This is a genomic window from Acidobacteriota bacterium, from assembly GCA_028875575.1.
Taxonomy (GTDB): domain Bacteria; phylum Acidobacteriota; class Terriglobia; order Versatilivoradales; family Versatilivoraceae; genus Versatilivorator.
On the sequence record JAPPDF010000055.1, the window covers coordinates 68,859 to 84,105 of the forward strand.

The 15,247-nt window shown below is 63.0% G+C and carries 15 protein-coding genes; 3 read left to right on the plus strand and 12 right to left on the minus strand.

Going from position 1 to position 15,247, the window contains the following annotated elements; all coding sequences use genetic code 11:
• The first annotated feature begins 7 nt into the window (after positions 1-7).
• A complete protein-coding gene (locus OXI69_09065; protein ID MDE2666289.1) occupies positions 8-1,342 on the plus strand; it encodes a DUF1501 domain-containing protein in 1,335 nt (444 codons plus the stop codon).
• Between the two features lie 167 nt (positions 1,343-1,509).
• On the opposite strand, the gene OXI69_09070 is transcribed toward OXI69_09065, so the two are convergent.
• The 12 genes from OXI69_09070 to OXI69_09125 all read right to left on the minus strand — a co-directional run bounded on the left by OXI69_09070 (position 1,510) and on the right by OXI69_09125 (position 12,698).
• The gene (locus tag OXI69_09070) at positions 1,510-2,715 is read right to left on the minus strand and encodes an iron-containing alcohol dehydrogenase (protein MDE2666290.1); all 1,206 of its coding nucleotides are present in this window, start codon (positions 2,713-2,715) and stop codon (positions 1,510-1,512) included.
• A 98-nt stretch (positions 2,716-2,813) separates the two neighbouring features.
• Positions 2,814-4,466: a polyamine aminopropyltransferase gene (locus OXI69_09075; protein ID MDE2666291.1), complete on the minus strand. Its 1,653-nt coding sequence runs from the start codon at positions 4,464-4,466 to the stop codon at positions 2,814-2,816.
• Positions 4,467-4,480: 14 nt separating this feature from the next.
• Positions 4,481-5,365, minus strand: a complete 885-nt coding sequence (locus OXI69_09080) for a DUF350 domain-containing protein (GenBank protein MDE2666292.1) — start codon at positions 5,363-5,365, stop codon at positions 4,481-4,483.
• A gap of 2 nt (positions 5,366-5,367) precedes the next feature.
• Positions 5,368-6,807 carry a hypothetical protein gene (locus tag OXI69_09085; protein MDE2666293.1) on the minus strand — a complete coding sequence of 480 codons (1,440 nt, stop codon included), beginning with the start codon at positions 6,805-6,807 and terminating at the stop codon, positions 5,368-5,370.
• Positions 6,808-6,817: 10 nt separating this feature from the next.
• Positions 6,818-7,414: a DUF2617 family protein gene (locus OXI69_09090; GenBank protein ID MDE2666294.1), complete on the minus strand. Its 597-nt coding sequence runs from the start codon at positions 7,412-7,414 to the stop codon at positions 6,818-6,820.
• A gap of 75 nt (positions 7,415-7,489) precedes the next feature.
• A complete protein-coding gene (locus tag OXI69_09095; protein MDE2666295.1) occupies positions 7,490-8,107 on the minus strand; it encodes a DUF4178 domain-containing protein in 618 nt (205 codons plus the stop codon).
• 24 nt (positions 8,108-8,131) lie between these two features.
• The gene (locus OXI69_09100; GenBank protein ID MDE2666296.1) at positions 8,132-8,818 is read right to left on the minus strand and encodes a PspA/IM30 family protein; all 687 of its coding nucleotides are present in this window, start codon (positions 8,816-8,818) and stop codon (positions 8,132-8,134) included.
• A gap of 46 nt (positions 8,819-8,864) precedes the next feature.
• Positions 8,865-9,263 (minus strand): hypothetical protein, encoded by a 399-nt coding sequence (locus OXI69_09105; GenBank protein MDE2666297.1) that lies wholly within the window; start codon positions 9,261-9,263, stop codon positions 8,865-8,867.
• A gap of 337 nt (positions 9,264-9,600) precedes the next feature.
• Positions 9,601-9,987, minus strand: a complete 387-nt coding sequence (locus tag OXI69_09110; GenBank protein MDE2666298.1) for a type II toxin-antitoxin system VapC family toxin — start codon at positions 9,985-9,987, stop codon at positions 9,601-9,603.
• Between the two features lie 2 nt (positions 9,988-9,989).
• Positions 9,990-10,223: a type II toxin-antitoxin system prevent-host-death family antitoxin gene (locus OXI69_09115; GenBank protein MDE2666299.1), complete on the minus strand. Its 234-nt coding sequence runs from the start codon at positions 10,221-10,223 to the stop codon at positions 9,990-9,992.
• 113 nt (positions 10,224-10,336) lie between these two features.
• Positions 10,337-11,491, minus strand: coding sequence for a galactonate dehydratase (gene dgoD / locus OXI69_09120; GenBank protein MDE2666300.1), 1,155 nt, complete (start codon positions 11,489-11,491; stop codon positions 10,337-10,339).
• Positions 11,492-11,537: 46 nt separating this feature from the next.
• On the minus strand, positions 11,538-12,698 hold the full coding sequence (locus OXI69_09125) for a sialidase family protein (protein ID MDE2666301.1): 1,161 nt from the start codon (positions 12,696-12,698) through the stop codon (positions 11,538-11,540).
• Between the two features lie 326 nt (positions 12,699-13,024).
• Between OXI69_09125 and OXI69_09130 the strand changes: the two genes are divergently transcribed.
• The gene (locus OXI69_09130) at positions 13,025-14,125 is read left to right on the plus strand and encodes a membrane dipeptidase (protein MDE2666302.1); all 1,101 of its coding nucleotides are present in this window, start codon (positions 13,025-13,027) and stop codon (positions 14,123-14,125) included.
• Between the two features lie 117 nt (positions 14,126-14,242).
• Entirely contained in the window at positions 14,243-15,058 is an 816-nt protein-coding gene (locus OXI69_09135) for a creatininase family protein (protein ID MDE2666303.1), read from the plus strand.
• The last annotated feature ends 189 nt before the right edge of the window (positions 15,059-15,247 follow it).

Genomic DNA, 15,247 nt, shown 5'->3' on the forward strand with positions numbered 1-15,247 from the left:
TGTGCCAATGGACCTGACGATCGATCAGCTTGGGTGTTGCCGGCCACGCCGGGAATTCCTCAGAGTGGGTGCTCTCAGCCTGCTGGGACTGAACCTGAGGCAGTACCTGGCCCTGGAAGCGGCCACGCCGGCCGCCGCCCGTTCCAAGCAAAAAGCCCAGGCCTGCATTCTGCTGTGGCTGGAGGGAGGTCCCTCCCAGATCGACACCTGGGACCCCAAGCCCCACAGCCAGTTCAATGCCATTCCCACCCGGGCCGACGGCATTCAGATTTCGGAGATCTTTCCCCGAATCGCCGGCCACATGGACAAGCTGGCCATTGTCCGCTCCATGCACACCGAAGAGAACAACCATCCTCAGGGCACCCACTACGCGCTGACCGGCCACCGCCCCAATCCGGCCTTGAAGTTTCCCAGCCTGGGGTCGATCATCTCCAAGGAACTGGGCTCGAGGAACAATCTTCCACCCTACATCATGGTCCCGGAGCACCAGGAGACCGACTTTTTCTCCTACATGGATGCCTACACCTCGGCCTTTCTGGGTTCGGAATACGATCCGATCATTCTGCCCGATCCCAGCCAGAAGTCGTTTCAGATTCCGGACCTGTCCCTGCCCGATACCCTGACGGCTGACGACATTGCCGACCGCCGGTCGTTTCTGCAGGTGGTGGATCGGGGGTTCCGCCAGAAGGAGAAGCACGCCGAATTCGGCAGAATGGACCGCTTCACCAACCAGGCCCTGACCATGCTGCTCTCGCCCAGGGTCAAGCAGGCCTTCGATCTGTCCCAGGAGTCGGACCGGACCAAGGATGCCTACGGACGCACCCGGGTCGGTCAAAGCGTGCTGCTGGCTCGCCGCCTGGTGGAAGCCGGCTGCCGCTTTGTGACCACCTCAGGATACGCTCACGGGGCCTGGGACACCCACAAGGACAACGACCAGAGGCTGCGGGACAAGCTGGCCCCCACCCTGGACCAGACCCTTTCGGTCTTGCTGGAGGACCTGCAGCAGCGCGGACTGCTGGATTCCACCGTGGTGCTGGCCATGGGCGAGTTCGGTCGCACCCCCCATCTGAACGCCAACAACGGGCGGGATCACTATCCGGACTGCTGGTCTTTGATTCTGGGGGGTGGAGGCATTCAGGGCGGGCGAGTGGTGGGCGCCAGCGACGAGCAGGGGGCTCAGGTGGCCGAACGCAGGGTCACCATGGGCGACCTCTTTGCCACCATCTACAAGGCCATGGGCATCGATTGGACCAAGGAGTACGTCAACCCCGGAGGCCGTCCCCTCTACATCGCCAACTCCATCGATGATGTCATGGGGCAGCCGCTCCACGAACTGGTGTAGTTGGTGTCCTGTCCCAGAAATAGTGTTGCCATCTCCGATGGAGGTTGCACCGGGAAACGGTTGTTAGGAGAAGCCCGTTGCGTTTCAGCCAACAGGCACCGTTGTGCTCCGAAAGATGACAACCCTATTCCTGAGACAGAACACCGGCCGGTAGTTCCTTCCTTCCTCTAAAACGCAGCCTGCAGGATGCCCTCCAGGTCGTCCACCGTGGCCTGACGGGGATTGCTGCGCATGAGCCGCTTGATCCCGAATGCTGCCTCGGCGAACGAGCGGAGCTGGTGTTCCTGCACTCCGATTTCCCGGAGCTTGTCGGGGATGCCGATTTCCTTCCTCAAGGCCCGCACCCGCTCAATGGCGGCGTCTGCGGCAGCCTCGAGGGACAGGCCCTCCACCGAAAGGCCCATGAGTTCGGCCAGGCGGGCCACGGCCTCCACCCGGGCCGGTTTGTTGAACTCCATCACATAGGGCAGGAGCAGACCGTTGCCACAGCCGTGGGAGCAATGCACCGCCCCGCCGATGGGGTATTCCAGCGCGTGGACCGCGCCCACGCCCACGTTGCTGAATCCCATTCCAGCGATGAGCGCTGCCAGGTGCATGCCCTCCCGGGCCGCCAGGTTCCGACCGTCCCTGACAGCGTCGGCAAGATGGCTCGCGATGAGGCTGACCGCCGGCTCCACCATGGCGTTCCCCAGGGGATTGCGGCCCTGATAGATGGAAATTTCGCCCTCTGGAATTACAAGTTGGGAGCTGTCGGTGGCCATGAAGGCTTCCACGGCGTGGGTGAGTGCGTCGATCCCGCTGTCTGCCGTGGCCTTGGGAGGACAGGTCACGGTCATGAGCGGGTCCACCACCGCCGCCCGGGGCCTGAGATAGTTGCTGGCGATGGCCACCTTGATGTTGTTCTCGGTGTCGGTCAGGATTCCCGCATGGGTGACTTCGGAGCCGGTTCCGGCCGTGGTGGGCACAGCGATCAGCGGCAGGATGGGGCCCGGAACCTTCCCTTCACCCATGTAGTCCCGGGGCTGGCCTCCGTAGGTGAGCAGGACACCCACCGTCTTGGCCAGGTCCATGTTGCTGCCGCCTCCCAATCCCACCAGCAGGTCCGGCTTGTGCCGGGAGGCGAAGTCGTGGCAGCGGAGCAGTGCGGCGATGGAAGGTTCCGGCTCCCCGCCGTCGAAGAGGGTCACCCGCACACCAGCGGAAGCCAGCCGGGACTGCACCTGGTCGGCCAGACCGGCTTTCACCAGAGCCGTGTCGGTGACTACCAGGGCGTGGCTCGCTCCCAGTTCCCGAGCAATCTCACCCAGTTGATCGGTGGCGCCTCTGCCGAAGTGAATGGCTCCGGCAGTATGAAAACTCCATGTAGTCCGCATGCTGGCCTCCCCCCCCTTTTGAGCCGTGTAGAAACAGGGCAAAGTATAGGGATTCGTCCGGAGAATGTCACGGTCCCGGGAGGTTCGGGGAACAGCTCTCAGTTTCTCCAGGACTGTCGGTGGTATTGGAGAATGGTGGGGCGAAACTTGGTGTTGATTTCGATGTGGGCGTCGTCGAGCCAGCGCTTGCCGAAGGCGGTGGCGTTGGAGACCAGGGCCGCGGTGAGATATCCGGTCGGGACCTCGATGGATGTCAGTCCCTCCAGCTCTTCCTTCATGTCCGACTCGCTCGTTTGGTCGTGCAGCCAAGCCAGGTGCCATCCCCACTCCCCGAAGCTGGGGACGTTCTGCCGGTAGGGCAGGGCCCGGTAGCCGGCGGCCCGCAGCGTTTTTCCGATGCACAGGAACATCTCCCTGGAGTGGTAGGGCGAGGTGGATTGCACCGCCACCAGGCCGCTGGAACCGAGTTGTCGGGCCAGCCTGCGATAGAAATCCAGGGAGTAGAGCTTGGCCGTGCCCACCGATTTCGGATCGGGAAAGTCGATGATCACCAGATCGTAGGGTCCCTGCAGGCTGCGAACGAACAGGTCGGCGTCCAGGTTGAACACCCGGACCTTGGCCTGGGAATAGACGGTGTCGCTAAGCATGGAGGAGGCCAGCTTGCTGGGACGGGAGACGGTCTGTATTTCTCCCTCGGAGACACCCAGCGCCGGACGCAAGGTGACACGGTCGTCCAGCAGGGCTCCCCGGTTGAGTCGAACCAGGTCGGGATGGGTGGCTGCCAGGTCGGTCACGGAGGGATCGATGTCCACCAGGTCCACCCGCCGCACCCCATCGTATTTCAACACCTCCCTGAGCGCCAGGCCGTCTCCACCTCCGAGAATCAGCACCCTGGCGCGCGAGCAAGTCACCGAAAAGGGAACGTGGACCAGCATCTCGTGGTAAATCCGCTCGTCCCGGGAATTGAACTGCAGGTGACCGTTGATGAAGAGGCTGAGCCGGTCGTTCCTGCGTGTCATGACGATGTGCTGGTACCTGGAGGTATGGCTATAGATGATCGGATCGCTGTAGGTCCGCTGCTCCAGCGATACCCGCCAGTCCTCCGACAGGGCCAGCAGGCAGCCCAGCAGCGCCACACTGGCGCAGGAGAGCAGCAGGAGTTTCCTGAAGTGGCGCAGCAGGGGGCGGAAGTAGGCCAGCCCCAGCAGGGCCAGCAGGAGGTTGGCGCATCCCAGGACCACGGCGATCTGGTTGACGGACAGGTTGGCGAAGAGGACGAAGGTGAACAGCAGGGCGCCCACCAGCGCGCCCACGTAATCCATGCTCAGGATCTCGGACAGGTTGGTCTTGAGGCTTGCCGAATACTCGCGGTTGATGCGGATCAGCAGGGGGATTTCGAGACCGATGAGGATGCCGATCCCCAGGGAGAATCCCCAAAGCAGCAGCATGTAGCTGGAGGAATAGACATAGGCCAGGTAGATGACCAGAGCGCTGATCCCTCCCGTCAGCCCCAGCAGGATCTCAACCAGCAGGAACTTGTCCACCAGGTTGCCGTTGATGTTCTTCTGCAGGGTGGCTCCCAGGCCCATGGCAAACATCATCAACCCGATGACCACGAAGATCTGCTCATGGGAGGAACCCATCAGGTTGTTGCCCAGTGCCCCCAGCGTGTACTCGTAGGCAATCCCGCAAGCCCCCATGACGAACATGGACGCCGCCAGCACCTTCCGGGCATGTCGGAATCGGTTCATGGGGAGATAAGGGTTTAGAGCATGAAAAAGAGGATGGACGCCATGCCGATGGCCACCACCGCCTCGATCCAGGCGGCTCCCAGATTTCTGTCGACCGCAATTTCGTGGGCGATGCGGGTCCGTGGCAGCAGGGCGTGATCGACCAGTTCACGCAACAGGAAGAGTGCCACGAAGCCGACGGCCGCCAGGCTGGCGTATTCGGTGAGACTGTCGCTGAAGGATTCGAAGTTGTGGGCGCTTGCCTTGAGCAACAGGATGCCCAGGGCGACCATGTTGCCGCCGAATGCCATTCCCGCCGCCGGATTGTCCTTCTCGATCTCGGCGTGAATGTCGTAGCGGGTGATCCACTGGTAGAAGAAGGAGAATAGAACCAGAGTCACCTGACCCGCAACGAAGTAGCACAGGGCGGTGATGGGGCCGGTCCAGGCTCCGGCAAAGGCGGATTCGGGGGGAATTTCACCGTAGATCGCTCCCGCCAGGATGAGAGCGGTGGCGATATAGGCCCCGCACAGCACCGCTCCTGTCCCCACGTTTCTGTCCTGGACCAGTTCCTTGTAGATGCTGAAGTGGCGCAGCACCAGCCTGTCCAGGAGCTTTCTGCCCAGATTGAGGAGGACGATTCCGCCCAGGGCGTAGGCGGCCACCACCCCCAGTTCGGGAAGAAGCCGGTTGAGATCCAGCAGGTCGCCCTCGGTTCCGGTGGAGGCGCCCAGGAAGATAGTCATGACCCCGGCGTAATAACCGGTCAGGCTCAGCCCGATGGCCGGGTTGTCCCGGACCGTCAGCTCCTCGTCGAGGGCGTAGGGCGTGAGCAGGTCGTTGACGAACTTGGCGATCATCAGAATGACCGCGCCGAGAACCACGTAGCACAGGCTGACTCCCAGTTCGATCCAGTCCATGGTCACTTGCCTCCAAAAAAGGAGCGGCGGCCGCGACTACCATAGGAGCCGCCCCGTCCGCCGGCGCTGGCGGTGCGAAATCGAGACGATCGATACCCCCTGAGGTTGCCGCCGCTCCGCTTGTAATAGGAGTTTCGATAGCCCCCGCTTCTCACGTAGCGAGAGGACCGATAGGTGGAAGCCGTCGTCCGGCTATTGGTGCCGTAGCGAGGCCGGCCGGCGGCGGTGCGGCCGTAGTAGGTTCTGCCCGAGGTGTAGGATCTGCGATAGTCGTTGTAGTCTCGGGGCAGGATGGGCTGGTAGGCGGGTCCCCAGAACATGGAGCGCATGAACATGTACTGGCCGTAAAAGACCCAGAAGGAACCGCCGTAACTGTCCCGGCGCCATTGCCCATACTGGTTACTTTGCCCTGGGGGCGCCACGTAGGAATAACCGGCGGGCTGGGCCAGGGATTCGGCTTCTTCCTCGTATTTTCCCGCCGGCTTGCGGGCCACCGACATCCCCAGCTTGTCTTCCAGGGCGTCGAAAGTGGCTTTGGTAACCTGAACCCAGGCCTCGCTTTCGGAGTGGGCGCCCTGTTTCTTCTGGGGATCCTGGATTTGAACCGTCACCGTCTTGTACTTGTGGTGCAGGGTCAGGGTCTCACCTTCCCGGATGTCCATGTCCACCAGGATTCTGTCCCAGGAAAGATAGAGCTGACCCACCCGCTGGCCGAGCTGGCTGTCCAGGCGCGCCAGTTGCAGCCCGTCGGCCTGGAAGCTCTGGTGGGTCTCCAGGATCAGCAAGGCATCGGCGTCGGGCGCGCCGATGGCCCGGGAGCGCTCCTTCCACAGGGACTCCGACCGGGCCTTGACGTCAGCTATCTGTTGGATGGCCTGGCTCAAGTCGGCTTTTTTCTCGGGCCAGTCGATCATGGCTCTGCGAGCGCCGGCGACGCTGGCGGGGCGGTAGGCTGCGATTTGGCGATAGCCGGCACGGACCTCCCCGACGTAGCGGCCGCGATTCTTGTCCACCTCGCTGACGGTCCTGGCCACATCCAGGATCTCGCTGGCGGTCTGCAACGCCTGGGTCCGCTTCTGCCTGGCCTGGTCGATGCGGCGTTCGATCTCCACCCGCAGTTCATCGTCGTCCTGGGCGGCCAGTTCCGTGGCCTGTTCCAGCGCGTTGGAGGCAGATTCCAGGTCCTTTTCCGATTGGTCCAGTCGGGTCAGCCACTGCTCCCGCCTGGCCTGAGGCAGCCCGGTCATGGAGTCGATCAGGGAGCGGGCCTCGCGGCTCAGCTCGCCATAATTGGTCCGCGAGGTGTTCAGTAGCTGCTCGGCGGTGGCCAGACCGGCTTGGGTCTGCGGGTTCAACCCTCCGCCCGAGTAGGTGAGAACCACCACCAGGAGAGCCAGCACTGCGATTCCGGCCGAGGCGTAGAGCAGGGATTGTCTGTCCATGGTTCTCCTCCTACCGAACCGACGTCACTGAACGGCTCAAGACCGCCGTGGACTCCTGGGGATAGTAGTGCAGGGAACTCACTTCCAGCCCCCGCTCCAGGGGGCTCACTCCCAGGCAGGTCACCGGCGGGCAATGGCCGGCATCCTCGGCCGCAAACTCCGAGGCCAGGTGGATCGGATAGCGACTGATCCGTGCCTGCGCTCGATCCAGCTGCTCCAGCCCCGAATCCCCTTCTGTTGGAATGAGCCCGATTTCGAATTCGAAGTGAAGATCCCCGTCCAGGTACCGGAAGGGTTGCCGGCCGGAGAAGTCGGGCCCCAGGGCAAAGACCGGAGCCATCTCGCTTTCGGCGGCGCAGGAGAGCAGTTCCGACCAGCGCCCGCACTGGATCAGGTGGCTGGCCCCGATCACGTGAACCCGGAAGTCCAGGTCGAGGTGGCGCAGGCCAGCCGAGGACACGACCTTGAAGCGGGAGGTGTCGATGGCCTGCCGAAACAGGCAGAGGCGTAGATTTCGGTGGGAAGTGTCCTGGTATTGTACGGCGAGCCCCGGCCTGCGATTCTCAACCGGTCGCTCGGTGCATGACAGGGAAGATGGTTGCGGCACCGTCGTTTGGATCCTGTGGTGAAGGCTGTCGGTCAGAGCCCGTGCCGGGCGCCCATTGCCGGTGAGAACTACCGGCTAGGCTCTGAAGATCCTGACCCGGCTGGGGCTGATTTTTTCCGAGATGCCGACCTCGAAGGGGTCGCCCTCATACTTCTCGATGAAGAGCTGAAACTCATCGCAATCGAACTTCCAGTAGTAGAATCCCTCGCCCTCCGGCCCGTCGTCCTTGAAGTAACCGGCCTCGGCGCTTTCCCGGTAGTTCCATCGCTTGCCCTGATACTCGATGAAACGGGACCGTGACCTCTCCTCGTCCATTTGGGCCAGATCTTCCTCGGAGACGCCGATGGCTTCCAGGTGCAGCTCACCCTGCCTCTGAAGGGTGATTTCCAGTTCGTCGTCCTCGGACCACTCCAGGAATACCCTCTTGCCGGCGCTGAAGCCGCTCAACTCGAACCACTGCTCGTCGTTGGACTCGTAGCGGTTCAGTCGGTCCACGGTAAAGGAGAGGTCCTCGTAGGAGTGTCCGGCTCCGGAAAGGATGATGTTGTCCCCCCGGGTTGCATCCTTGATGGTGAGGTTGGCCAGGTCGGCTCTCTGGGGCAAGGCCTCCGCCTTGGGCTTTTTCTTGCGAAGCGCCCTGTAGAGGAGATAGCCCGCCAGGCCCAGCAGGATCAGGATGAGGACTTCGGTCATGGCGAGGTGCAGTCTGCCCCCGGCCTACGGCCTTTTGGAGGACTCCACCTCGGCCTTCAGCCTGTCCAGCTCGCTGTCGGTGGTGGAGACATCCAGGGCGGCAAACTCTTTTTCCAGATCGGGGTCGGCGCCGACCGACATGTTCTCGTAGGCCTTGGCAGTGGCCTCTTCCCGGTTGACGGCCTCCTCGAAACGCGAAATGGAAGCAAAGGCGTTGTCGTCGGTTCCCAGACCGCTCATCACCTGGGCCATCTTCTTCTGGGCGTTGGCGGCGTTCTTCCGGGCGATGAGCGTGCTGGCCTTGCGCTTGGACTCGTCGATCTTGCGGCGGAGCTGCTCTACCTGGTTCTTGAGCTTGTCGCGGGCGGCCACGCCTTGATCCACCGCATCCTTGAGAGATGCCGCCTGCTGGTCGCATTCGGTCTTCTTGGCCAGGGCTTTCCTGGCCAGATCTTCGTTGCCCGCCAGCAGGGCCTTCCGGGCCTTGCCTTCCCAGTCCTTGGACTGCTCCAGATGCTTGCCGTACTCGGCTTCCAGGCGATTGCAGTTGCTCATGGCATCGGCGGCGGACCGGATCACCCGGTGAAGCTGGTCCTCCATGTCCCGAATGCTCTGCCGCAGGGTCGACTCGAAGGTGGCATCCTCCAGTTTGTCAACGCCTTCGTTGAGCTTGCCCTTGCTGACTCGAAACAATCTGTCCAGGATCCCCATGGTTGTCGACTCCTTTGGTAAGAAAAGCGGGTCAGGCACTCCGAAACTAACCCAGCAGGTCCCTGGCCTCGCAGACATCCCCGACCAGGAAGCTGATGCAGGAGAGGATATCGTCCCGATCGTCCTCGCCCAGGCTCTGCAGCTTGGCAAAGTTGTTCAGGGTGATGGCCGTCTTGCCGTTCTCCAGGTCGTAAAGCTGGAAGGCGGAGGTGGAGATGCCGTTCTGGGCATCCAGCATCCGTGCCATCAGGGCAGGGGTGACCGAACCGGAATCCACCACCTGGCAGGAGACCGTGTTGTAGAGAATGTCGTGTTCCAACACGCAGGAGACCGAGATCCCGCTCTCCAGGTCCCTGATCTGAAGGGTATCGCCTTCCACCTTGACCACCTCGTAACCCGCGTTGGCAACGATTTCCTCCACCTCATCGATCATCGGATCCGCCATCGAGAAACCTCCCTGAGCAACGTTCCAAAGCGCATGCACGACGCCGCCATTATGGCAGCAACGGCCGGGATTATCAATGGTGGGGGAATGAGAGGACCGCCAGAGTATGAGGCCGGAAGCCTTCGAACTCGAAGGGATTCGTGTTCAATGAGGGGTAGCCTGGTTTCGAGCTTTGACAAGCTATGGCGTGGAGCTATGACAAGCTACTACGGGCTCGCGGGGAGGTTACATCTCTGGCAGGCAACGTAATTCGTCGATCACTTATTCGAGAAAATGATCGGCAATACCCTTCGGTGTACATGGATGATCGACAAGCAGGACCACCACAAGGCCAGCCCTACCACAGTCGGCGAACTCCGTAGCGGTCGAAAAGAGACTCACTGGATAAAAGAACCAGGTTGCGGGCCAGCGCCTGGGCGATGAGTATTCTGTCGTAGGGGTCACGATGGGGACCCGGCATGGCGCCGGCGCGGGCAGCGTCTTCGACGGTGATTGAAAGTTCCTCGAAACCCTGGCGGGCTATAACTGCGGTGAAGTCAGCAGCGATCGGATCGGATCCCGGCAATTTGCCGAGTCGATGTTTGGTAGTGATTTCCCACGCCGTTGCCGCGCTTATCAGTTTCTCGTTGGATGGGTCGAAAACGGCGCGACGCACCGCCTCAGGTAGTCGGCTGCTGTCGGTAAGCCACCAAATCAGTGCGTGGGTGTCGAACAGTAGCTGCAATCTCAACCGCCTTCCCACGCTTTCAACTCTTCCTCGGGCAGCGGGTCGAAGAAACTGTCCGGAAGGACAAATTTCCCTTTGAAGACGTCGGGTCGAGGCCTGCCCCGCGTTGGGACAGGCGCCAGACGCGCCACCGGCTTGCCGTTGCGGGCAATGATGACCACCTCACCTGCCTCGGCTTGTGCCAGCAGGCGCGACAGGTTGGTTTTTGCTTCATGGACATTCACGGTGATCATCGCAAACCCTTCTGGGAACTAGTTAGCTAAGAATATAGCTAACAAGGGAATTTGTCAATCGTAGCGTCGTTTGGGATTACCCACAACATCACCGATACCAGCCCCGTTAGCCCCTACCAGTAGGAGCCCATCCAGGTGGCTTCCTGGGGAATCTTCATGGGAGGATACCTGCGGATGGCCTCTTCGTCGATGTCGGTGCCCAGGCCCGGGCCCTGGGGGATGGTGAGGTACCCGTCGCGGTACTGGATGGGCTCGGTGAGGACCTGGTTGTAGCGCTCCAGGTAGGGGTAGAAGAATTCCTGGATCTGAACGTTGGGAATGCAGGCGTCCAGATGCAGGCTGGCCACGGTGGACAGGGGACCGTTGGAGTTGTGGGGCTGGACGCTGACGTAGTAGGTCTCGGCCATGGCCGCGATCTTCTTCAGTTCCAGGATGCCGCCCGCGTGGCAGATGTCGGGCTGGATGATACGGGCGGCCTGCTTTTCCAGCAGCGGCCGGAAGTCCCAGCGGGTGTAGAGGCGCTCGCCGGTGGCGACCGGGATGCGAATGGCCCGCTGCACCTCGGCCATGGCGTCGATGTTGTCGGGCGGAATGGGTTCCTCGTAGAAGAAGGGGTCCAGCGGTTCCAGCTTGTGGGCGATCCGAATGGCGCTCCACATGTTGAATCGGCCGTGGCATTCGATGAGCAGATCGATGTCGGGGCCCACGGCCTCGCGAACCGCCTGGACCGACTCCAGGGCGTAGTTCTCCTCGCTCCTGGAGATGACCTGTCCGCCGTCGCGGAAAGGGTCCCATTTCATGGCCGTAAATCCCTGATCCACCATGGCCTGTGCCTGGCGGGCCACCGATTCGGGGGTGTCCTCGTCCCCGGTCTCGGTCACCACGCCCTGGAAGGCCCAGGCATTGGCGTAGGCCCGAACCCGGTCCCTCAGGCGCCCTCCCAGCAGCTGGTGGACGGGAACCCCCAGAGCTTTGCCCTTGATGTCCCAGAGGGCCTGCTCCACCCCGCTCAGGGCGGCCAGTTGGATGAGCTGCCCGTACCAGAAGGTCTGCTTGTAGAGGGAGTTCCAGATCAGCTCGATCCGGTGGGGATCCCTGCCGATGAGAAAGTCTTTGAACGACTCCAAGGCCCGGATCAGCAGGGGGTCGTGGCGCTCCATGGAGGACTCGCCCACGCCGGTCAGGCCCACGTCGGTGTAGAGCTTCACGAAGATCCAGTTGGCGTGGCCTCCCGCCATGTGGAACACTTTCAGATCGGTGATTTTCACGGTTGACTCTCCGGGGACGGCATGACTGGCAGAGAAGATGGTTAGATCACGGCAGGTTCCAGCGCACGGCCTCCACAAAGGGGCAACTCTGTCCACCCTGGCGGGAGTTGCCGTAGTAGAGGGTCAGCAGATGGCCCGAGTCCAGGCGGATGGTGCAGGGATAACCGCCGCCGCCCGAGGAGTGGTACCCGAGCATGAGCTTTCGGGTCCGGTCCCAGGTTTGTCCCTCGTCCCGACTCAGCAGCGCCTGGGCGCCATAGGGTGGGTGGCGCACCCCGTGGCTCAGAACAACGGTGCCGTCGGGCATCTGCAGGAGGCCGGCCGGGTGTTGGCTGGCTCCCGTGACGTAACGCGGCCGGCTCCAGTGACGGCCCCCGTCACTCGATTCGGCCAGGGCGCTGCGTCCGGGGGGCTTCTGTTCTTCCCGCATCGCCGCCAGCAGCTTTCCCGACTTCAGACGGACCAGGTTGGTCTCGTTGAAGCCGGGGGCAATCAGGCTGCGGTCTCCCCAGCTTCGACCGCCGTCGCGGGAGCGGTACAGGTAGCTGAAGTGCCTGGGGGATGATTGCTGGCCGGCCTCACCCTCCTCGCCCTCAACGTAAGCATAGAGAGGCATCAGAACCGTCCCGTCGGGAAGCTGGAGGATGGAGGAATAGGAAGCCAGGGCCAGGGAATCGGGATCGTCGGGAATCTTCACCGGAGAACTCCAGGTTCGGCCGTGGTCGCTCGAGCGCATGACCTGGTAGGCAAGATAGCGTGCCGGGGGGGCATCCTTGCCTCGCAGGATTTGGAAGGTCTCAAAGCCCAACAGCACGGTGCCGTCCCGCAGCACTCCCAGAGCCAGGTTCCCCTCGCTGTCCGGGCCGTCCACCAGGACCCGGGGCTCGCTCCAGTGAAGCCCACCGTCCCCCGACCGGGACGACAGAATACGCCAGTCGGAATCCGCGTCCCACGCCTGAAATACGGCCAGAACCTCGCCGTTGCCCAACCGGCAGACCAGGGGATGACCTCCGCCGCTGCCCGGCGGCCCCTGGTAGACGCGGTTGCGGTCGGCCGGGAGGGATCGGAACAGGTGAACCTGGTCTTCCGGAGCCTCGGCCGTCCAGCCCAGGGAGGCCGGCAGAAGGGCCCAGCCGCAGAGGCAGATGCGCCGCAGGGTTCGCCCCAACCGGGACCTGAACTCCTGGCGTGGATTTCCGGCTTTCATGGCGCGACTTCCTTGTCTCAAGGGGACGTTGTTGAATTACTGGAATAACCTGTGCTGCCGCCTGGAGGGGAGAATCTTACCACAGTGTCTCCGGCGAACCGGCGTAACGGGGAGCCAGGTCGGCCAGGGTCTGGCGGGGGAGGGGGGATGGCGGAATAAGGATGCGGGCGGGACGCCCGCGCTCCCGGGGAGCGTCCCATTTGCATCGCCGGCGGCCTTGTGTGACAATTCCCAACCAGTCCGCGGCGGGGCGTAGCGGACAGACTGCTCGCCCGGCCCTTTCGGCGCCGCTCCCACTTCCACCCCGACCCTTCCCTGGAGAGCCCATGTCACAGCCCCTGATCATCGATTTGCACCTGGACCTGGCCTGGGATGCGCTTTTCTGGAATCGCAACCTCACCCTGACCGCGCACCAGGTGAGGCAACAGGAGGCCGGCGAGCCTCCTCAGGTGGCTTCCGACTACAACGTGGGTCTGTGCACCGTCACCTTCCCGGAGATGCGCCGGGGCAGCGTGGGCATCATGCTCAGCACCATCATGTCCCGGATTGACAGTCGGCGGGGCGCCATGCGCGATGGCATGAGAACCCAGGAGCAGGCCATCGGCATGGGTCGCGGGCACCTGGCCTACTACCAGGTGATGGCTCGACGGGGCCAGATCAAGCCGGTCAAGTCCCTTCAGGACCTGAACGAAGCCGTGGAAGCCTGGAAAGACCCGAGGGACGACACCCCCATCTACCACGTGCTCTCCATGGAGAGCGCCGACCCCATCATCGATCCCGATGACGTGGAGTTCTGGTGGGACGCCGGGCTTCGCGTGGTGGGACCGGCTCACTTCGGGCACAACACCTACATTCACGGCACCAATACGGTGGGAGGGCTGAAGCCGCCGGCCAAGGAGCTATACCGCGCCATGCGAGAGGCAGGAATGGTTCTGGACATCACCCACATGGCCGATCAGGCCGTCTGGGAGTCCCTGGAGATCTGGGACGGACCGGTAATGGCTTCCCACTGCGTCTCTCGATCCGTGGTTCGGGGGCAGCGCCACCTGACCGACGACATGATTCGAGAGCTGGTGCGCCGGGGCGGCATCATCGGCCTGGTGTTCTGCCAGATGTTCATCGATCCCGAGGTGGTGTGGGAAAACAAGCCCGACCGATCGACCTATGTCTCCAAGTACGGCATGGAAGGGCTGATCCCCCACATCGAGCGCATCGGCGACCTGGCCGGCGGCTCGCTGGATAACATCGCCATCGGGACCGACATGGACGGGGGCTTCGGGGCCGAGGTCACTCCCACCGACGTGGACACCATCGCCGACCTGCAGGGATTTCCGGCGGTGCTCGGCAAGGCCGGTTACGGGAAGGAGGTGGCTGGGGGCATCCTGAGCGACAATGCCTTGCGCTTCTTCCGAGAGGCCTGGCGATAAAGGGATCTGGCGGAACCACTCCGCGCTGCTGATCCTGTGTCACCGGCTTCCTCTCAATGGGAACAGCAGACCGGGGCCCGGCACGCGGGGTCTTCACCGGCCCCTGCAGGAGGGACCATGGAAAAGTACCGCTTCGCCGAGATGATCTGGTATGAGATTCGAGAAGCCGCCGGACAGGATCGGGTGGCGGTGCTGCCGGTGGCCACCTACGAGGACCACGGGCCTCACCTGCCGGTGGATGTGGACGTCCGGCTATGCACGGAGATCTGCGAGCGGGCCGTGGCCCGCATTCCCTCCGAATCCCTGCTGGTGCCGGCCGTGGCCCACGGCTACAGCCCCCACCACATGGATTTCCACGGCACCCTCACCATCGGCTGGGACACCTTCATCCGCTATGTGAAGGATGTCTGCTGCAGCCTGGCCCACCACGGCTTCAAACGCATCCTGGTGGTCAACGGCCACGGGAGCAACACCTCCCCCCTGGATCTCTCCGCCCGCCTGTCCAACCTGGAATACGAGGGAAAGATTCTCTGCGCCACCGTGAACCACTGGGGTCTTCGCAAGGTGAAGGATCTGGGGGCCAGGCTGCGGGAGTCCGACTTCGGGGGAATCTCCCACGCCGGGGAATACGAGACCTCGCTCTACCTGGCCCTGAAGCCGGAGCTGGTGGAGATGGACAAGGCCGTGGACGAACGGTCGCCGCTCCCTCCCAGCTTCCAGTACGACCTGCTGGCCGGGAGCCACCCCCGGGGCTCGGTGGCCCAGTTGGTGCCCTACTGGAGTTCACAGACCGCCAGCGGAGTCAAGGGAGATGCCACCCGGGCGACCGTCGAGAAGGGCCAACAGTTCCTGGAGGCTGCCATTGTAGGATTGATCGAGCTGATCCGGGAGCTCAGGGCCACCCCCATCCCGCCCAGGCGCGATCAGCATTAGCCGTGTCTGGATCACTCCGGTTGCAACCGGTATGAGCCGCTCTGTCGCACGGTCCGTAGCCGAGCCTTGCCGCCACCGCATCAGCCTTCGCCATTCGGCGCTGCTTTGCGGCGCCGCGTATGCCCCCCTCCGCATCAGCCTTCGCCTGCGGCTCGGCTTCTGCGACTCCCCCTCAAGGGGGGAGTGATT